This window comes from Pontiella sulfatireligans, from assembly GCF_900890705.1.
Classification (GTDB): Bacteria; Verrucomicrobiota; Kiritimatiellia; order Kiritimatiellales; family Pontiellaceae; genus Pontiella; species Pontiella sulfatireligans.
The window spans coordinates 49,676-68,067 of sequence record NZ_CAAHFH010000004.1 but is presented as its reverse complement, the minus strand read 5'-3'; the positions used below and the strand labels follow the sequence as shown (position 1 = coordinate 68,067).

17 protein-coding genes are annotated in these 18,392 nt (G+C 53.2%); 16 read left to right on the top strand and 1 reads right to left on the bottom strand.

Annotated features, from left to right (window positions below):
* Positions 1 to 7 precede the first annotated feature (7 nt).
* From aldA to SCARR_RS27380, 11 genes are all read left to right on the top strand, one after another.
* Entirely contained in the window at positions 8 to 1,450 is a 1,443-nt protein-coding gene (aldA, locus tag SCARR_RS27430) for an aldehyde dehydrogenase (protein WP_136065890.1), read from the top strand.
* A 113-nt stretch (positions 1,451 to 1,563) separates the two neighbouring features.
* Positions 1,564 to 2,661: a mandelate racemase/muconate lactonizing enzyme family protein gene (locus tag SCARR_RS27425; protein WP_136065888.1), complete on the top strand. Its 1,098-nt coding sequence runs from the start codon at positions 1,564 to 1,566 to the stop codon at positions 2,659 to 2,661.
* A 98-nt stretch (positions 2,662 to 2,759) separates the two neighbouring features.
* A complete protein-coding gene (locus SCARR_RS27420) occupies positions 2,760 to 3,779 on the top strand; it encodes a zinc-dependent alcohol dehydrogenase (RefSeq protein WP_136065886.1) in 1,020 nt (339 codons plus the stop codon).
* Between the two features lie 101 nt (positions 3,780 to 3,880).
* Complete coding sequence (locus tag SCARR_RS27415; protein ID WP_136065884.1) at positions 3,881 to 4,681, top strand: gluconate 5-dehydrogenase; 801 nt, start codon at positions 3,881 to 3,883, stop codon at positions 4,679 to 4,681.
* A gap of 121 nt (positions 4,682 to 4,802) precedes the next feature.
* Complete coding sequence (locus tag SCARR_RS27410; protein WP_222846492.1) at positions 4,803 to 5,819, top strand: L-rhamnose/proton symporter RhaT; 1,017 nt, start codon at positions 4,803 to 4,805, stop codon at positions 5,817 to 5,819.
* Positions 5,820 to 5,828: 9 nt separating this feature from the next.
* The gene (locus SCARR_RS27405) at positions 5,829 to 6,863 is read left to right on the top strand and encodes an aldose epimerase family protein (protein WP_136065882.1); all 1,035 of its coding nucleotides are present in this window, start codon (positions 5,829 to 5,831) and stop codon (positions 6,861 to 6,863) included.
* Between the two features lie 5 nt (positions 6,864 to 6,868).
* Positions 6,869 to 8,002, top strand: a complete 1,134-nt coding sequence (locus tag SCARR_RS27400; RefSeq protein WP_136065880.1) for an AraC family transcriptional regulator — start codon at positions 6,869 to 6,871, stop codon at positions 8,000 to 8,002.
* A gap of 493 nt (positions 8,003 to 8,495) precedes the next feature.
* Entirely contained in the window at positions 8,496 to 9,950 is a 1,455-nt protein-coding gene (gene cls / locus SCARR_RS27395) for a cardiolipin synthase (RefSeq protein ID WP_136065878.1), read from the top strand.
* A gap of 36 nt (positions 9,951 to 9,986) precedes the next feature.
* Positions 9,987 to 11,381, top strand: a complete 1,395-nt coding sequence (locus tag SCARR_RS27390) for a glutamate decarboxylase (RefSeq protein WP_136065876.1) — start codon at positions 9,987 to 9,989, stop codon at positions 11,379 to 11,381.
* Positions 11,382 to 11,723: 342 nt separating this feature from the next.
* Positions 11,724 to 12,389, top strand: coding sequence for a hypothetical protein (locus SCARR_RS27385; RefSeq protein ID WP_222846491.1), 666 nt, complete (start codon positions 11,724 to 11,726; stop codon positions 12,387 to 12,389).
* Positions 12,390 to 12,400: 11 nt separating this feature from the next.
* On the top strand, positions 12,401 to 12,688 hold the full coding sequence (locus SCARR_RS27380; protein ID WP_222846490.1) for a trimeric intracellular cation channel family protein: 288 nt from the start codon (positions 12,401 to 12,403) through the stop codon (positions 12,686 to 12,688).
* Positions 12,689 to 12,711: 23 nt separating this feature from the next.
* Here the strand turns inward: SCARR_RS27380 and SCARR_RS27375 are convergent, their stop codons facing one another.
* Positions 12,712 to 13,701: an integron integrase gene (locus SCARR_RS27375; RefSeq protein WP_136065874.1), complete on the bottom strand. Its 990-nt coding sequence runs from the start codon at positions 13,699 to 13,701 to the stop codon at positions 12,712 to 12,714.
* Positions 13,702 to 13,968: 267 nt separating this feature from the next.
* On the opposite strand from SCARR_RS27375, the gene SCARR_RS27370 reads away from it, so the two are divergent.
* From SCARR_RS27370 to SCARR_RS27350, 5 genes are all read left to right on the top strand, one after another.
* Complete coding sequence (locus SCARR_RS27370) at positions 13,969 to 14,292, top strand: hypothetical protein (protein WP_136065872.1); 324 nt, start codon at positions 13,969 to 13,971, stop codon at positions 14,290 to 14,292.
* Positions 14,293 to 16,539: 2,247 nt separating this feature from the next.
* Positions 16,540 to 17,001, top strand: a complete 462-nt coding sequence (locus SCARR_RS27365; RefSeq protein ID WP_136065870.1) for a hypothetical protein — start codon at positions 16,540 to 16,542, stop codon at positions 16,999 to 17,001.
* A gap of 225 nt (positions 17,002 to 17,226) precedes the next feature.
* Entirely contained in the window at positions 17,227 to 17,526 is a 300-nt protein-coding gene (locus SCARR_RS27360; RefSeq protein WP_136065868.1) for a hypothetical protein, read from the top strand.
* 130 nt (positions 17,527 to 17,656) lie between these two features.
* Positions 17,657 to 17,929 (top strand): hypothetical protein, encoded by a 273-nt coding sequence (locus SCARR_RS27355; protein ID WP_136065867.1) that lies wholly within the window; start codon positions 17,657 to 17,659, stop codon positions 17,927 to 17,929.
* A gap of 186 nt (positions 17,930 to 18,115) precedes the next feature.
* On the top strand, positions 18,116 to 18,340 hold the full coding sequence (locus tag SCARR_RS27350) for a hypothetical protein (RefSeq protein WP_136065865.1): 225 nt from the start codon (positions 18,116 to 18,118) through the stop codon (positions 18,338 to 18,340).
* Positions 18,341 to 18,392: the final 52 nt, after the last annotated feature.

Here is an 18,392-nt window from a genome sequence, read left to right as displayed (position 1 = left end):
GTTGGGTATGAAGGAATACAAGCTGTTTATTAATGGGGAGTGGGTTGAGTCGAGTTCCGGAAAAGTCGACGAGGTGTTGAGCCCAGCAACAGGCAAGGTCGTGGCCATGATCCAAGACGGCAACGAAGCCGATGCGCAAATCGCCCTTGAAGCCGCCCAAAAGGCGCAGGTTGAATGGAAGAAGCTTCCTCCTCGCCAACGGGCCGACCTGCTTCGCGCCTTCACGGCAGAAATCCAAGCCAACCGCGAGCGCTTGGCCCAGCTGCTTACGAATGAACAAGGCAAGCTGCTTACCGTTGCCCGCTTCGAAGTGGACGTATGCTGCTCGTTCATTGAATACGCCTGCGACTGGGCGCGCCAGATGGACGGCGACATTGTTAAGTCCGACAATCCCAACGAACATATTTGGATCCACAAGATTCCGCGCGGCGTGGTGGTGGCCATAACGGCCTGGAACTTTCCGCTGGCGCTGGCCGGCCGAAAAATCGGTCCCGCGCTGGTGGCCGGCAACACGATCGTCGTCAAGCCGACTTCCGAAACGCCGCTGGCGACGCTGGAGCTGGCCGACCTCGCAAAGAAAGCGGGCATTCCCGACGGCGTGCTGAACATTGTTACCGGCCCCGGCCGCACCCTGGGCGACGCGCTTTGCCGCAACCCCATCACCAACATGGTCACCATGACCGGCAGCACGCCGGCCGGGCAGTCGATCATCAAGGCGACGGCCGACAACATGGCGCATTGCCAGTTGGAGCTGGGAGGCAAGGCCCCGTTCATCGTGCTCGAAGATGCCGACCTCGAACTCGCGGCCAACGCGGCGCTGCACTCGCGCTTCGACAACTGCGGGCAGGTCTGCACCTGCAACGAGCGCATGTATGTTCAGGAATCGGTCTACGATGAATTCATGGCCATCTTCATGCCGAAGGTTGCGGCCATCAAGGTCGGCGATCCGATGGACGAATCGATGGACATGGGGCCGAAGGTCAATGCCAACGAACTTGAAGCGATGAAAAAGCTCGTGAAGATCAGCGTCGAAGAGGGCGCAACGGTTGCATTCGGCGGCAAAGTCGCCGACGTGCCCGGGTTCGAAGGCGGCAACTGGTTCGAGCCGACCATTCTGACGGACGTCACGCAGGACATGACCATTATCCACGAAGAATCGTTCGGCCCGATCCTGCCGGTGGTCAAGTTTTCGACGATGGAGCAAGCCATCGAATATGCCAACGACTGCGACTATGGCCTGGCCTGCATGGTCTGCACCAAGGACATGAAAACCATCCTGCGCCTGACCGACGAGCTGGAGTGCGGCGAAATCTACGTCAACCGCGGCCACGGCGAGCAGCATCAGGGCTTCCATAACGGCTACAAGCTCAGCGGCACCGGCGGCGAAGATGGTAAATACGGTTTCGAGCAATATCTCGAAAAGAAAACCTTCTACGTAAATTATAATTAAACACAAAGGCGCGAAGGACTCTAAGACTCGGCCGGTAGAGACTTTGAGTCCTTGGTGTCTTAAGCGAGTTTACGAGCGGGTGTTTAAATACTCTGAAGAATGGAAAATAGAGCATGAGTAGAATCAAGAAAGTTGAAACGCGCCTCTTCGAGGTGCCGCTGCCGGAGGTGCTGTCGGACGCGAAGCATGGCGACCACACGCACTTTGAGCTGGTGACGGCAACCGTAACCCTCGAAGACGGCAGCGAAGGAACCGGCTATACCTACACCGGAGGCAAGGGCGGCCATGCCATCAAGGCGATGATCGAACACGACCTCGCCCCGGTATTGGTGGGCAAGGATGGAACGGCCATCGAAGAAATCTATGATTTCATGGAATGGCACGTCCACTATGTCGGGCGCGGCGGCATTGCCTCGTTCGCCGTCTCGGCGGTGGACATCGCACTGTGGGACATCCGTTGCAAAAAGGCCGGCGAGCCGCTTTGGAAAATGGCGGGTGGCGCGGGGAACAGTTGCAAGGCCTACTGCGGCGGCATCGACCTCATGTTTCCGCTCGAAAAGCTGCTCAACAATATTCGCGGCTATTTGGCGAGCGGCTTCAATGCCGTGAAAATCAAGATTGGCCGCGAAAACCTCGACGAAGACATCGAACGCATCAAGGCCGTCCGCGAGCTGATTGGCCCCGATGTGATCTTTATGGTGGACGCCAACTATTCGATGAGCGTTGAAAAGGCCATCGAGGCGGCGAAGCGGTTTGCCGAGTGCGACATCACCTGGTTCGAAGAACCGACCATTCCCGACGACTATCTGGGCTACGCCAAGATTGCCGACGCCACCGGCATGCCGCTGGCGATGGGCGAAAACCTGCATACGATCCATGAGTTCGGCTATGCGTTCGAGCAGTCGAAGCTTTCGTTCATTCAGCCCGACGCCTCGAACTGCGGCGGCATCAGCGGGTGGCTGGCGGTGGCTGAGCTTTCGCGGAAATACGATATCCCGGTTTGTTCGCACGGCATGCAGGAGCTGCATGTGAGCCTCGTTTCGGCGCAGTCGAATTCGGGTTGGCTCGAAGTGCATAGCTTCCCGATCGATGAATATACAACCCGTCCGCTGGTGGTCGAAAACCATCGCGCGGTAGCATCCGACGCGCCCGGAACCGGCGTCGTTTTCAACTGGGAGAAGCTGGAGCCTTATGAGGCTCAGAGGTCTTAAGGTCTGAAAGTCGCAAGTCGAAGGTCTGTTAGCCAGATGACATTGGACTTTTGACCTTCCGACTTTCGACCAACAACAGGTTAACAAAGGAAATAATTATGAAAGCAGCATACTATTCAGGAAACCAGAGTTTTACGGTCAGGGATGACCAGCCCAAAGAACCGGCGGCGGGGGAGGTACGCATCAAGATTGCCTATTGCGGCATCTGCGGCACCGACATGCATGTGTTCCACGGGGTGATGGATGCGCGGGTAACCACCAACCGCGTGATCGGCCACGAATGCTCGGCGGTGGTCGATGCCATCGGCGCGGGCGTCGAGGGCTTTGCCGTCGGCGACCAGGTTGTTGTCCGTCCGCTCAGCCACTGCGGCGAATGTGCGGCCTGCAAGAAAGGATACATCCACGTTTGCCAGAATCTGAAGTTTTTGGGGTTGGATACGGAAGGGGCCATGCAGGAAATGTGGACGCTTCCGGCTCATACGCTCCATAAACTGCCGGCCGATATGCGGCTGGACTATGCCGCGCTGATCGAACCGACCGCCGTGGCCTGCCACGATGTGGCGCGCGCCAACATCCAGCCCGGCGAAGACGTGCTCGTGATTGGCGGCGGACCGATCGGGCTCTTGGTTGCGATGGTGGCCAAGCAGGCAGGCGGCAACGTCGTGGTTTCGGAAGTCAGCGACTATCGCTTGAAAGTGGCCGAAAAGCTCGGGTTCAAAACGCTCAATGCGCTGAAGGTAAACGTCGGCGAAGAAATCTGGAAAATGACCGGCGACAAGGGCGCGGAAGTCGTGTTCGAGGTTTCCGCCACGCAACCGGGCGTTGATACCATGACCGAAGCCGCCGCGGTGCGCGGTCGCATCGTGATGGTTGGCATTATCGGCGGGCGGAAGCCGGAAGTTGATCTGTTCAAGTTTTTCTGGCGCGAGCTTCAGCTGCTGGGTGCCCGGGTCTATGAGGCAGCAGACTATGAAAAGGCTATCGAGATGATTGTTTCCGGCGCCATCGACTGCGAAACACTCATCACCGATATTCAGGAATTAGAAGACATCACCAAGGCGTTCCAGGCATTGGACGGCAATGCCACGGCGATGAAGAGTTTGATTAAGTGCAGTTAACGTAATGCGTAATGCGTAATGCGTAAATTTTGAAGGAATGGTTCGTCGGTGCAATTACGCATTACGAATTACTCGTTATTAAACCAACAGGAGAAAATAAAATGAGTGTAATGGATCTGTTCAATCTAGAAGGAAAAGTGGCGCTGGTAACCGGCGGAACGCACGGGATCGGCATGGCGGTCGGCATGGTGCTCGGCCAGGCGGGCGCCAAGGTTTGCGTGAACGACATCGACGAAGAAAAGCTCGAATCCGCGAAGGCAGCATATGCCGCGGCGGGCATCGATGCATATCTACTCAAGTTTAACGTTTGTGACGAAGCGGATGTGGATGCCGGGATTTCCAAAATCGAAGCAGACGTTGGTGAAATCGACATCCTCGTCAACAACGCGGGCATCATTAAGCGCGTTCCAATCCTTGATATGCCGGTTGCGGATTTCGAGCAGGTGATTGATGTTGACCTGATTGCTCCGTTCATCGTGGGCAAGCGCTGTGCGCCGAACATGATCAAGAAGGGCGAAGGCAAGATTATCAACATGTGCTCGATGATGAGCCGCTATGGCCGCAACTCTGTTTCCGCCTACGCTTCCGCCAAGGGCGGCCTGAAAATGCTGACGGCCAACATGTGCTGCGAATGGGCGAAGCATAACGTTCAGATCAACGGCATCGGCCCGGGCTATATTGCTACGGCCCAGACCGCGCCGATCCGCGAAGGCGGCCACCCGTTCAACGATCTGGTGATGATGCGCACGCCGGCCGACCGCTGGGGCGAGCCGGAAGACGTCGGCAACGCCGCGCTCTTCCTGGCATCGAAGGCCAGCCAGTTTGTCAATGGCCATGTCCTTTATGTGGACGGCGGCATCACGGCCAACTTTGGCTACGTTAAAGGCGAAAACGTAGTTTAGGAGTCAGCAGATAGAAGTCGGGAGTCGGAAGGTGGAATTCGGTAGGCGGCAAGCATTGTCCAATACTGAATCTTGGCTTCTGAATCCTGGCTTCTAAAAACAAACCAATCAGGAGAAAGTTATGGAGATGATCGGCGTACTTTGGGCCTTGTTGGCCGGTGTGATGCTCGGGCTGTACGCACTTCCCGAAAAATACACCAAGGATTTCAAGTATGAAAACACGTGGGGGTTGTTTTTCATTCTGACGATGTTCGTGGTTCCGGTCATTGCTTCCATCGTCCTCTTGGGCGGCTTCGACGTTTTCGGCATGGTCGATTCCTCCATTATCTGGAAAATGGCCGTGGCCAGCGTGCTTTGGGGCACCGGCGTCATGATGTGGGGCAAGGCCATCAACCATATCGGTTTGTCGCTCGGTTTTTCGCTCTTCATCGGAACCGTGATCCTGGTGGGTTCGGTCATTCCGTTTTTTGTTGCCGGCCTGCCGGCGACGAACGTATTCGGAACCATTATGGCAGGTCTTGTGGTTGTGCTGGCGGGCGTCGTCATGAACGGAAAAGCCGGGCTCGCTCGTGAACAGGACGAGAAAGATGCGGGCAAGGAACGCGATGAATCCAAGGGCTCCATGCTCAAGGGAATCATCATTGCCGTCGTGGGCGGCTTGCTGGCCACAGGGTTCAGTTTTGCCAATGCCGTTGGCGCTGGCCCGCTCGGCGAAGCGGTGTCCGAACTTGGTTTGGATGCATGGAAAACCGCCGTGGCGGTCATGTTCCCGATCTTCATCAGCGGCGGTATTGTGATGGGGCTCTACTTCATTCAGCAGCTCAGCCAAAAGAAACTGTGGGGCGACTTCAATACGCCGCGCTTGATTCCCAACTTTTTCCTGATCTTCATCATGGCCTTCTTTCACTATGCGGCGTCGGCCATGTTTGCCTTTGCGGCGTCCAAGCTGGGCGCATCGGGCAACACCGTCGGATATGCCATCTTCAACGCCTCCTGCGTCATCACCGCCATCATGAGCGGCATCGTGGTCGGCGAATGGAAGAGCGCTTCTTCCAAAGCCAAAGGATTCCTCTACGCCGGTCTGGCCTGCATGGTCGTCGGCATCGTCATCATTGCGGTCGGCAACGGCCTAGGTTAGGAGATAATAATGAATGTTTCAAAAGCACCATTCGGTTCGATCGACGGCGTTGAAGTCGATCTCTACACCCTCGAAAACGACAACGGCGTCGTTGCCAAGATCACGAACTATGGTGGCATCGTCACCTCGCTGGTTGTTCCCGACAGCCAAGGCGGAAGCGCGGACATCGTCTGCGGCTTCGACACGCTCGACGGCTATTTTGCCGACGCCTACAAGGCCAACTCGCCCTATTTCGGCTGCATCGTCGGCCGCTACGCAGGGCGCATCAAAGACGCCAAGTTTACGGTCGACGGCGTTGAGTATCAGGTTGCCGCCAATGATGGAACGAACCACATACACGGCGGCATCAAGGGGTTCGACAAGTGCGTGTGGGATGCCGAGGTGGTCGATGATTCTCTTACCTTGATGCTTTCAAGCCCGGACGGCGACGAAGGGTATCCGGGAAAGGTTGATGTGACGGTGGTTTATTCTCTGACCAATGACAACGAACTGGCGATCAGCTATTCGGCCACAACGGACAAGGCCACGCCGCTGTCGCTCACCAACCACACCTACTTCAACCTCGGCGGTTTCCAGGACAAGATCCTGAACCACAAGGCCATGATTGTCTCCGACAAGCTGTTGACGGTCGATGAAACCAATGTCCAGCTTGGCGAGGAATTCCCCGTGGCGGGAACGGTCTGGGACTACAATGCGTCCAAACCCTTTGGCGATGTGTTTGAAGAAAAGGCCATGGGATTTGAAACCTATTATATTTTCAGCAAACCCGTTGGATCCTTTGAAAAGGTGGCGGCGTTTTCCGACGAGGCCAGCGGCCGTTCGCTCGAAGTTTTCAGCTCGGAGCCCAGCATGCTGATGTATACTGGATTCTACACCTCCGACGAGCTCAAGCGCGAAAGCGGCGCTCAGTTTGGCCAGTTTAGAGCCTTCTGCTGCGAAACGTCGAAATATCCGAACGGGCCGAACATTGCCGGCGCGCCGGACAGCGTGCTGGAAGCTGGCGCATCCTACAGTTCGAAAACCGTGTTCAAGCTTAGCTGGTAGAACTTGTGGGAAGAACGTCTACCGAGATTGCGCTGCATATCGATTTCAACAGCCACTATTACCGCAACATTGTGCGCGGGGTGGCCCGGTATGCAGCCGTCAGCGGCTGGAAATTCTACACCCACCGCGGCATTCCGGAAATCACCAAGGCAGACCTGATGCAGTGGCAAGGCGCGGGTGTGATTGGCCGGATTACGCCGGAACTCGAAAAAAACCTGAGACAGCGCGGCATCCCGTCGGTCAATGTGAAGGCCGACTATGTGGATTTTCCGGTGGCGTCCGTCCTGATGGATAACGAGCTGATCGGGCGGGAGGCTGCTCGCTACCTCATTGAAAAAGGGTTGCGGCGTTTCGCAACAACGGCTTGGTCGATTCAAGGGGCCAGCGGGCAGCTGAAGGTAGAGGGGTTTATCAAAGCCCTTCAGCAGTATGGCTATGATGCGACGATTCTGGCCACGCAGAAAGAGATTCAGCAGGCGGGCAAGGTGCTGCAGGTGGAAAAAAGCGAACCGGTCGGTTTTTTCGCCGCGGAGGATTTTCTCGGACGCATGGTGATGGACGCTTGCGAGGACGCCGGACTCCGAATTCCCGAAGACATCGCGGTGATCGGGGTGGATAACAGTCCGTTCATTTGCGAAATGCTCTCGCCGACGATGAGCAGCATTGAACTCGGCGCCGAGCGCGTCGGCTATCAGGCGGCTTCGCTGCTGAACCGGCTCATGCAGGGTTGCGCCGTTCCCGATGAACCCATCATGATTGCCCCCGAGCGAATCGTGGGGCGGCATTCCACCGACATCCTAGAAATCCAGGACGAGCTGGTGGCTAGGGCGCTCCGCTTCATCCGGGACCATGCCGCTGAACCCATCACCGTTGCCGAAGTGGTCGACGCCTTGTTCTGCAGCCGGCGCGTGTTGGAGAAAAGGTTCAGAAAAGAGGTCGGTCGTACGTTGCACGAAGAAATCCGTCGCTCCCGCATTGAGCGCGCCTGCGAACTGCTGCGCGATTCCGATATGCTGATCGAAGTGCTTGCTGAAGCCTGCGGCTACAGCCGTCGCGAGCGCTTCAATGCCGCCTTCCTCCAGGAAACCGGAAAGACGCCATCGGCCTATCGCAAGGAGTACCGCTTTGGAAAGAGCTGATTTTTCCGAAAGCAGTTTAATCAATTATCCAACGGCCGATAAAGGTGGCCAGGCCCAGCCCGTTATCCAAATGCCAAGTGACGCCAATACGGTGTCAGGAACCCCGCTTCTCCCTCGTTTGTACTCCTTTTCGGGGGATGGTGGAGTGGAGCGACCATGGCATTCTCCACAACCTGAGTGTCAGGAGCGAAATCGATTTTTTATTTTTGGCTGATATGCAAAGATATGCAGCATTCGTAATGGAAGTAAGATTCAGAAGGAGATAGTCAGATGAAAAAGCGGCCGAATAGGCGCAGTTAACCACACGCGTTGTCAATGTTACGAACCTGAACGGAAGTGTTACGCCGGTTGCGCGGCATCTGGTGCAGAATGGATGGCAGGGCCCCAAGGGCGAAATTTACCCGATGCTGCCTGCCGAGGCCCAGCTTAGTTCGGCCTACGGGGTAAAATAGTTTTTTAGTGTGCAGGGAACTTTCCCGCCGAAGGCTCAGTTATGAACGATGGTTTGTGGACAGGGACGCTTTACGTTGTGGTGCACGTGCTCTTGCAGGTGGCGTTCATTCTTCGGGTGCTGCTTCGGCCGCACCGCGAGCCGGCTTCGCGAATTGCCTGGGTGGTGGTCATTGTTGCGGTCCCGGCGTTGGGCATGCTGGCCTACATTCTCTTTGGCGAAACCAATATTGGCCGTCGGCGAGTGGAGCGCACGCGGGCAGTGATCGCGAAGCTGCCGAAGGTTTCCGATGTGCCGGGGTTGGATGCGATGATGGCTTGGAATGATCTGCCGGAGCGTCATGCCCATCTGTTCCAGATGGGCAAAACGATTAACGGACTCGATCCGGTTGGCGGCAACCGGGCGAAGCTTCTGGAAAACTCAACTGCCACGATCGCTTCCATTGTTGCGGATATAGATGCCGCAAAAGAAACCGTCCACTTGCTTTTCTACATCTGGCTAACGGACGGCAACGGATGCAAGGTGGCCGAGGCGCTGAAGCGCGCCGCCGCTCGAGGCGTAACCTGCCGGGCCATGGCCGACGGCCTTGGTTCGCGCGGCATGATTAAATCCAAGCATTGGAAGTCCATGCGCGAGGCGGGAGTTCATCTGGCCGAAGCCCTGCCGATTGGAAACCCGTTGCTGCGCCCGCTGAAGGGCCGCATCGACCTGCGCAATCACCGCAAGATTGTCGTCATCGACAACCTCATCACCTATTGCGGGAGCCAAAACTGTGCGGATCCCGAGTTTCTCGTCAAAGCCAAGTATGCGCCCTGGGTAGATGTCATGACCCGGCTGGAAGGACCGGTGGTTCGACAGAACCAGGGGCTTTTTGCCAGCGACTGGGAGGCCGGGACCGGAGAAAACATCAACGATCTGCTGACGTTGCCCATGCCCGCGCTGAAAGACGGCTTTGCCGCCCAGGTGGTCGGCACCGGGCCGACCAACCGCTATTCCGCCATGCCGGAAATGTTTGAAACCCTAATGTATGCCGCGCGCCGCAAGCTGGTGATCTCGACGCCATACTATGTGCCCAACGAAGCGATGCAGGCGGGGCTCTGTGCCTGCGCCCGGCGCGGGGTGGACGCCACCATCATTTTTCCGGCCCGGAACGATTCGTGGATTGTCGGCGCAGCCAGCCGCAGCTATTACGCCGGCCTTTTGGCCGCCGGGGTTAAAATTTTTGAGTTCGAGGGCGGGCTTTTGCACGCCAAGACGCTGACGCTCGACGGCGAGGTTGCGCTGATTGGCTCGGCCAACATGGACCGCCGCAGTTTTGAGCTCAACTATGAAAACAATATCCTGCTTTACGATCCGGCGCTGACCTCCGACCTATATGAACGGCAGGAGAGCTTTATCGCCGATTCGCATCCGGTTACGGTAGAAATGGTGGCAGGCTGGAGCCGACGCCATCGCTTATTCAATAATGCGGTGGCGATGTTCGGGCCGGTTCTGTAATAACTTGAATAATAGTAATCCATAAGGAGATGAGATATGTCCCAACTCGATAAAAGCCTTATTAACTGCAATGAAAATGATGAGCTGTATGCCTCTTCGGATCTTTCGGCCAGCATGCCGAAGAAAACATTTCCGCTGAAGGAGCATAACCCACGACATGCTTATGCGGTTGTCCACGATGAATTGATGCTGGACGGCAACTCTCGACAGAATCTGGCTACGTTTTGCCAGACCTGGACGGAGCCGGAAGTCCATGACCTGATGAATGAGTGCATCGACAAAAACATGGTCGATAAAGATGAGTATCCGCAGACGGCTGAAATTGAAGCGCGCTGCGTGAACATGCTGGCCGACCTCTGGAACTCGCCCGCCGAAAATGCGGTGGGCACATCGACCACGGGATCCAGTGAGGCCGCCATGCTTGGCGGCATGGCGCTGAAGCGGCAATGGGAGGCCCGGCAAAAGGCCGCGGGCAAGCCGATTGATAAACCGAATCTGATCACAGGGCCGGTGCAGATTTGCTGGCATAAGTTCACCCGCTACTGGGATGTTGAGCACCGCGAGATTCCGATGGAGAACGGCCGGCTGCTGATGACACCGGAAGAGGTGCTCAAGCTCTGCGACGAAAACACCATCGGCGTCGTGCCCACGTTGGGCGTAACGTTTACCGGCGAATACGAACCTGTTCAGACCGTATCGGATGCGCTTGATCAGCTTGAGAAAGACACCGGAATTGATATCCCGATCCATGTCGACGGGGCGAGCGGCGGCTTTTTGGCGCCCTTCTGTGCGCCCGAGGTGGTTTGGGACTTCCGCCTGCCGCGCGTTAAGTCGATCAACTCGTCGGGGCATAAGTTTGGATTGTCCCCCCTCGGTGTTGGGTGGATCATTTGGCGCGAGGAGCAGGATCTGCCGGAACAGCTGATTTTCTGGGTGAACTATCTCGGCGGCAATATGCGGGACATTGCGCTAAACTTTTCCCGCCCCGGCGGGCAGGTGGTTTGCCAGTATTACAACTTCCTACGGTTGGGGATTGAAGGCTACCGTAAAATCCACACGGCTTGCTACGAAACGGCGCAATACATCGCTGGCGAAATCGAAAAGCTGGGTCCTTTCGAAATGATCTACAGCGGTGCGATGGACGGCGGCATCCCCGCGTTGTGCTGGAAGATTAAAGAGGGAACCGACCCGGGCTTCAGCCTCTATGATGTGGCGGACCGGTTGCGCGCGCGCGGCTGGCAGGTTCCGGCCTACGCCCTGCCGGCCAACTGCAAGGATCTCTCCATTCAACGGATTCTCGTTCGTCACGGCGTCAGCCGGGATTTGGGGTCGCTGCTGGTAGACGATATCAAGGCATCCATGGAACACCTTGACAAGCATCCCGCTCAGACCCCGCTGGATCATAAAGACGGCGGCGGCTTCCACCATTGATGAGACAGAGCTGTTAACCACTGAACACACAGAAAAACACGGGACCCGCATCTAATTAGTTTTTTCGGTGTATTCCGTGTTTTCCGTGGTTCGATTAATACGCAGAGGTTTTTCAGGATGGGTAAACAGGATCTAGCTAAGGCGGAGAGACATGCCCGGAAGCTTATTCCGTTTTCCAAAGATTGGAAACTTATTGAGGCCGAGGGGGCCGGGCCGTTTGTATCCCGGATGGTTCATCGCCGGCCGGATGGTTCGCGCCATACCTGGACTTCCCGGTCGCACCGTAAGAGCAGGGGCCATCGACTTAATATAGGCCTTGGTTGGTGGATCTCTGTCCTCTTTATGGTTGGCTCGGCCTGTTTTGCAATCGGGAGCCTGGCCGGACTGGCGCCTGGTCTTTTCGGGCAGGTGTCTCAAAGCGTGGCGGTGCTCAACGCGGTGTTTTTTATGGGCTCGCTCTTCTTTACCTCCGCCGCTTACCTGCAATTGCTTGAGGCTGCCAATGCCGGCCGGCGGGCGGCGCAGGCGAGGGGAGAAACCGCGGTGAAGCCGTTTTGCTGGTTTGGGTGGCAACCCGGCCAGATTGGCTGGCTGAGTGCCGCCGTTCAGTTTGCGGGCACGCTGCTGTTCAACGTCAACACGGCGGATGCCCTGCTGCCCAGCTTCAATTGGCTGCAGGAAGACCTGTTGATTTGGACGCCGGACGCCGTGGGCTGCATCTGCTTTCTCGTCGCCAGTTGGCTGGCGGTGCTGGAGTGCTGCCATGGAATGGCCTTTTGGAAAATTAAAGGCCTGCCGTGGTGGATTGTGATGATCAACCTGCTCGGCTCCATCGGTTTTGGAATTTCGGGTGTTTTTGCGTTGGTGCTGCCCCGGGCAACCGATGTGCTCGACCTCCAGGCCGTCAATGTATGGACCTTGGCCGGCGCGCTCTGTTTTCTTGCCGGTGCATATCTGCTGATCCCTGAAATGACCAAACAAAAACAATCAGCGAATAACTCCCTCTAAGAAACGGAAAAATGGATATCTCACAATTCAGTTACTGGATCGGCATGGCCGGAATCACGGCCTTTGCGGTTACGGCCGTGCTTGCGCTGGCCACCCGGGGCATCGATCTGTTTAGTGCGGTGGTGCTCGGAATCATTACTGCGGTGGGCGGGGGAACCCTGCGGGACCTGGTTCTTGATGTGCCGGTCTTTTGGGCGGCCGATCTGAATTATATCTGGATTGCGCTGGGAGCAAGCTTCGTTGCTTTTCCTTCATTCGTTGCCACTAAATTCTGCGAAGAACCTTTTATTAGGGATTAGTCTGAATTCTCCCCGGCATGCTCCTAAAGCAAATCCAGCGGGCTCTTCACCGCATCGATGTCCTTGTTCATCACATGCGTGTAGATTTCCGTCGTCTTCACATCCTTGTGGCCCATCAGTTCCTGCACCAAGCGTATGTTGACGCCGTTTTCCAGCAGGTGCGTTGCAAAGCTGTGCCGCATCGTATGGCATCCCGCCCGCTTGACGATTCCCGCATTCCGCACCGCCGCCTTGACCGCCTTCTGCAGCCCCGATTCCATCACATGGTGCCGCATTTCCTTTCCAGACCGCGGATCGATCGAACGGCTCTTCGACGGGAAAACATACTGCCAGCCGGTCTCGCGGCAGGCGTTCGGATATTTCCGCGCCAGCGCATCGGGGATATATACCTCGCCAAACCCTGCACGCAGATCCGTCTCATGAAGCTCCGCCACCTTTTCAACATGTTCCGCCAGCAGCGATCGCACCGACTCCGGCAACACCACCGTCCGGTCTTTCCCGCCCTTACCGCAACGCACGAAAATGCGACCTTGGCCGAAGTCGATATCCTGAATCCTCAGTCGGATGCACTCCATCAGCCTCAAGCCGCATCCATACAGCAGCTGCGCCATCAGCCGATGCGTTCCCTCCATGCTGCGCAGTACCTGCTGAACTTCGTTTTGTGTCAGAACCGTTGGCGGCTTGCGTTGCTTCTTGCTCCGCATCGGCGAGATTTCCCCCAGTTCGATGTCCAGCACCTCGCGATACAAGAAGATGATCGCATTCAACGCCTGCCGCTGCGTCGAGGCCGCCACTTTGCCCTCGCTCGCCAGATGGCTCAGCCAGCGCTCCACCTCTGCCGCGCCCATATCCTTTGGATGTTGCTTCATTCCATAGAATTTTAGAAAACGCTTGATCCAGTCGCAGTAGGTCTGCTCTGTCCGGTAAGCATAATGGTGATATCGCAAAACCTCCCGCACCTGCTCCATGAGCTTAAGATCTGGGTCGGGCTTGAATTTTTTCTTGTTTTCCATGCTTCTCTCCATGAATATGACTCTGTCTAAAAAATACTGATTAAGTATAACATGACTGAGAGAAGAAGAAAGTCCATTTTCCATGTTTGCCCCTTTAATGCGGTCATATGTGGAAAATGTTTTAACCTTGGGTCATATGTGGAAAGCAAAACGGGCTATTTTCCATGTTTACCCCTTTAATACGGTCATATGTGGAAAATGAGTCCATCCCATAAGGGTCATATATGGAAAATTTTCCACTGATGACACTGTTCGATTAAAATATAAATGAAAAAATATTACTTCATCTCGGCGTTAGTTGGATACATCACAGGCTGTATTATGGCTCCTATTACACTGGGGCTTGATGCCGGATTGGCGATAGTCGCGATTGCGGTGGCTCCGATTCATGTTTATTCATCCTTTGCGGAATACAATGGAGGATCTCTTGCGGTTACAACAACTTCCATCGCAATAACTCAACTCATCGCGGTCTGCATAATTGAAAAAATAAAACACCTTCCATGGGTGATCTATATTAGCATATTTATAGCCTTCGCTGTGCCAGCCTATTGGGGCGGAACAGTGATCGTTGATTCAGTATTAAGATAACAAATTCGAACCAATGCGTTCACTCTATCGCTGGCTCCGCAGCTCAGAGTGACGCGAAACGTTGGGCTGAAAAAAGGAATCGAAAAATGATACTTGGCGTGATACTCGGACTACTTGTAACGGTCACACATTTCGCGCTCCTGCGTGGACTCTCCGAGCTTGTGTCCACCGCTTTGGGACCGATTGCTCGGCGAATGATGATCAAGCAAGGGAATGAACCCAGCTTCTGGGACAAGGGCCATCAGTACCTGACATACGCCCAAGTTGTTGTGCAATTCCTTCTGGCCTTCACGGGACTGATTTTTTGGTTTTTTTTCCCGGCTATCTGGAGTAGTTGGGCACACGCATGGTCATCTCCAATACCGTGTTTGATATATCTGCTTCTAGCAGTATTGCTGCTACATAAAACCCTCTCAGGAATTCCATTAGTAAGGCAGGTTATTTTCTTTTATCGGTTTTCAGCTGTTCCAGTTTCCATCCTCCTTTTACTGATATTCTATGTGCCGTCAGTTCGCACAGCAGTTCCTTACACATATGGACTGCTCGTTGCCTACTGCTGTCTTGTCCTCTCAACGGTATTCGGAATTTGGTACAACACTCGCAAGTGGAGCAATTTTGCCGAACTCAATCACCGACATGACCTCATCGTTGAGAAGTTTCCCAAATTACAACGTCTCATTCTAGTCCTTATTCGAAATCCTAGAGATCATGCCGGAAGCTCTACGAAATTGTCGAGATCAGTTGGTGGAGTCTCTCACCACGTTCAAACATGGGGACTTTAAGAGTTACAGTGATCTCATATGTGGATATCAAAATATTCAGAAGCTCAGTCAGCATTGCCAGAGAACGACAGATTTGGTCCAAAGTACAATCAACCGTCGGTGGCACGTACTGAACTTCCCAGAGTGCTGCATTAGTGTGTACGTTCCTAAAACATGTGTGATGCGTGAGGCAGTGCTGGGAGCTATCTGCACTACCACGCCGCCAACATCAGAGCAGACCGTGACAATAGATGGAACCCTCTTGGACCTACAAAAAAACAAAACGATCCGCATTCCTATATCAAGCTCAGATTTTCTGAGTCCCGTCAGCATGGCAGGGGACAAGGATGGTAAAGCTAGATTCACGGTTGCTATTAATTCGGATGACAATGGCACTTCCCAGAGATCTGTATCAGTCTGGATTCGCCCAACAATTCGCGAGATAACTCAACAATCTGCAATCTTGTTGCCTCTATTTGGCGCAGTAGGAACATTTATATTATGGCGCACAGGTCGTACTATAGCCGAGTCAGTACCCCTTGGTGCTCTCATTGGCACCCTGGGCGTTTTCTTCGTTTTGCTAGTAAGAATACTTGCTGGCCGGAAGCAAGCGACCCGCAGCACAACATAATAAAAATACGCCCAACCAGAGCGTTCACCCTATCGCTTGCTCCGCCGCGCTCAGAGTGACGCTTAACGTTCGATAAATAATTATGTTACATGCAAATATAATGAATGAAGGTTGTTGCTACACAAACCTATTGCATGCCCAATGGGTGTCATTAAACATTCTCACAGCAGCCCACCGTTTAGCCAAAGAAACAAGCATTCTCCAATATGCGGACGCCTTAAAGGAAAACCTTGGTGACATCAAAAAAAGTAGCGAGATTACGTGGAACCTTTTGGATATGCATATTCTCGATTCTATTCGTATATGCACGTGTTTTGAGAACTACATGAAAGCTCGGTTGATTGAAAAGCGATTCATAATTCATATGATAATCAAGAATCAACTACCTCAAGCATTCAAACACCTCGCGAATGACCAAGCAAGCAGGCCAATTAAGATCAACGAGATTAAAAATGCTGAAAATTTAAGCCGCAGAAGAGGAAATAATTACAGCTTTAATTCATTGAAACCTAACACCCTCGTTTTATCAAAATTGCTTAATGAACCTTCATATATCGCAGAACACAAACTAAACAGCTCGCTACTCACTACGCTAAACAGGATAAATAAAAGCCGAAACGCCTTACATTATCTTGTTGGAGATTCTGCTTCATATTCAGAATCAATATTAAATGAGTTTATAGCACTGAGAGATTTCGTTAACCGAAAACTGATATCACGTCATGAATTCCTTCGAGTAAAGTTGGGATTTCCAGATGTACATAAACTACAGAAAATTGAACCGGCACCTAGACCCTACGCGGCAAAATGCACAATCTTCATACCAATCCCATAACGTTCGATAGAGAAAATATAATGAAACCAGAAATACTTACTGGAATTGCAGCAATTATATCTGCTGGCACCGCGTTGGTTGCCGTATTTATTGGTCCGCTTGTGACTGCAAAAATAAATCGACAAGATTCGTTGTCTGCAATGCGAGAAAAGTGGATAGCTGATTTGCGGGAAACATTATCAGAGATTATTTCAACGGCAGAAACTGCATCTTCCATTATTGTTCAGTCGAGAGCAATCGAGCCTAATTTCAAAGAAGCTTACAATAAGTTGGTGCTACTTGAAGGCAAAGCCAAAATGATGCTTAACCCAAGAGAAGTAGATCACAACAGTTTGGAGATGATACTCGATTCTATTGTCCAACTTGCAGGGGATGAGAGTATAAAAATCAAAGAGAAAATGCCCCAGATGAGGGAGCTGACAGAATCAGTTATACCTGTTGCCCAAGCAGTACTGAAAGAAGCTTGGGAGCGTACTAAATAAAAATATCGAACAAGCGAAGTCAGCTTATTGGTCGCTCCGCTCCCAAACGCTGCTTCGAGACGTTAGATGCCTTTTCTTTTCTTCTCGTTTTGTCGATTGCCACAAATGGGACACTTGCCTGTTTGAGCAACCAAAGCGCAATCGCAAGCCACGCACCAATGGAGAGAGCGCTTCGCTGTCATAGCCTTCTCTCTGTTTGTTTTGACGTACTCGGCATCTAAAATTATGAAAATACCATCAACAATCGCTGCAATCTTCGCCTTTGCAATAATTGCGTTCGCAGAGAAGGAAGTCCCTTCTGAATTCGAACGCCTTAAAGTGTCGCACGAACATAAGATTAAAAAGATCAATGACGAATATTATCTAGAACTGCTCGACCTGAAATCCAAGTGCGCGAAGAGAGGTGACTTAGAATCTGCGAACTTTATCGCTTCTGTTCTTGAAGAAATGGATCGCGAGTCAGTCAAACCCGCAGAAGTGTATTCGGAAGGAGTAACGTTAGTCTCAAATAATTTTAAACTATAGGAAATGATATGAGCAATGAACTATTGGGAGCACTCGGAACTCTTGTGATAACTCTTCTTGCTCTTAGAAATCAAAAAAGAGTGACACTATCAAGCTGCTCGAGCAAAGAGTTGAAAGCAAAAAAGATGAGGTGGAAAACTTAAAAATATCTCTTTTTGGAAAAAGAGATGAAATCCTGAATGTCAAAGAACCAACGATCGAAAAACCCAATCATTACTCTTTTGAATACCTGAAACAGCAAGCAATGCTCGAGTATGGTCAAGAGTGTGGAGTACTCACGATACAATATGGGTCGAGCAGAACTAATGAGAAATCTATCAACGATATCGATTATTTAGTTTTAGTGCATGGAAACTACTACACCAACGAATCTAAGGCAGAAGTTGATGGCGTAAAGCAATGAAGTGATCTGTACTGAGGCACGAAGGGAACGATCAGCATCATTGTCAGGTTCATGTAAGCTGCGGAGAGGCGGCATGATTAAAGCGTCGGAGACGCGCTTGATCATCCGTGGAGGAAGGGCCCCCCCTTATATATAGGGCAATGCTTAAGCGGCTTTGCCGCTGGTATCGGTTATTCGTTATTCGTTATGAGGAAAAGAGGATGCCCGACGCTGCTGATGACCAACGAGCTCTATGCCGCGCCGGTGCTGTTCGGGTGCACGCTTTACGTGGTGCTGCTGTATTGCCTCCCGGATTATCGATTCGTCAGTGGATTGGCCTGCTGTTTGTTTATCTTTTTCACCCGTGCGGCGGCCATCCATTGGCACCTCTCCGTTCCCTCCTGGTTGATCTCCAAGGTCAAGCCCGAGTGACGGCTTAACCATTCGACTTTCGGGTTGGCGTTATGTGGGCATTTTTTATAAA

What these genes read in the sequence shown, in the direction of transcription:
- SCARR_RS27410 (WP_222846492.1), top strand. Translation starts at nt 4,803, where the DNA reads ATGGAGATGATCGGCGTACTTTGGGCCTTGTTGGCCGGTGTGATGCTC.
- SCARR_RS27375 (WP_136065874.1), bottom strand. Translation starts at nt 13,701, where the DNA reads ATGGAAAACAAGAAAAAATTCAAGCCCGACCCAGATCTTAAGCTCATG.
- SCARR_RS27425 (WP_136065888.1), top strand. Translation starts at nt 1,564, where the DNA reads ATGAGTAGAATCAAGAAAGTTGAAACGCGCCTCTTCGAGGTGCCGCTG.
- SCARR_RS27365 (WP_136065870.1), top strand. Translation starts at nt 16,540, where the DNA reads ATGAAACCAGAAATACTTACTGGAATTGCAGCAATTATATCTGCTGGC.
- aldA (WP_136065890.1), top strand. Translation starts at nt 8, where the DNA reads ATGAAGGAATACAAGCTGTTTATTAATGGGGAGTGGGTTGAGTCGAGT.
- SCARR_RS27405 (WP_136065882.1), top strand. Translation starts at nt 5,829, where the DNA reads ATGAATGTTTCAAAAGCACCATTCGGTTCGATCGACGGCGTTGAAGTC.
- SCARR_RS27370 (WP_136065872.1), top strand. Translation starts at nt 13,969, where the DNA reads ATGAAAAAATATTACTTCATCTCGGCGTTAGTTGGATACATCACAGGC.
- SCARR_RS27380 (WP_222846490.1), top strand. Translation starts at nt 12,401, where the DNA reads ATGGATATCTCACAATTCAGTTACTGGATCGGCATGGCCGGAATCACG.
- cls (WP_136065878.1), top strand. Translation starts at nt 8,496, where the DNA reads ATGAACGATGGTTTGTGGACAGGGACGCTTTACGTTGTGGTGCACGTG.
- SCARR_RS27360 (WP_136065868.1), top strand. Translation starts at nt 17,227, where the DNA reads ATGAAAATACCATCAACAATCGCTGCAATCTTCGCCTTTGCAATAATT.
- SCARR_RS27385 (WP_222846491.1), top strand. Translation starts at nt 11,724, where the DNA reads ATGGTTGGCTCGGCCTGTTTTGCAATCGGGAGCCTGGCCGGACTGGCG.
- SCARR_RS27415 (WP_136065884.1), top strand. Translation starts at nt 3,881, where the DNA reads ATGAGTGTAATGGATCTGTTCAATCTAGAAGGAAAAGTGGCGCTGGTA.
- SCARR_RS27420 (WP_136065886.1), top strand. Translation starts at nt 2,760, where the DNA reads ATGAAAGCAGCATACTATTCAGGAAACCAGAGTTTTACGGTCAGGGAT.
- SCARR_RS27390 (WP_136065876.1), top strand. Translation starts at nt 9,987, where the DNA reads ATGTCCCAACTCGATAAAAGCCTTATTAACTGCAATGAAAATGATGAG.
- SCARR_RS27350 (WP_136065865.1), top strand. Translation starts at nt 18,116, where the DNA reads ATGAGGAAAAGAGGATGCCCGACGCTGCTGATGACCAACGAGCTCTAT.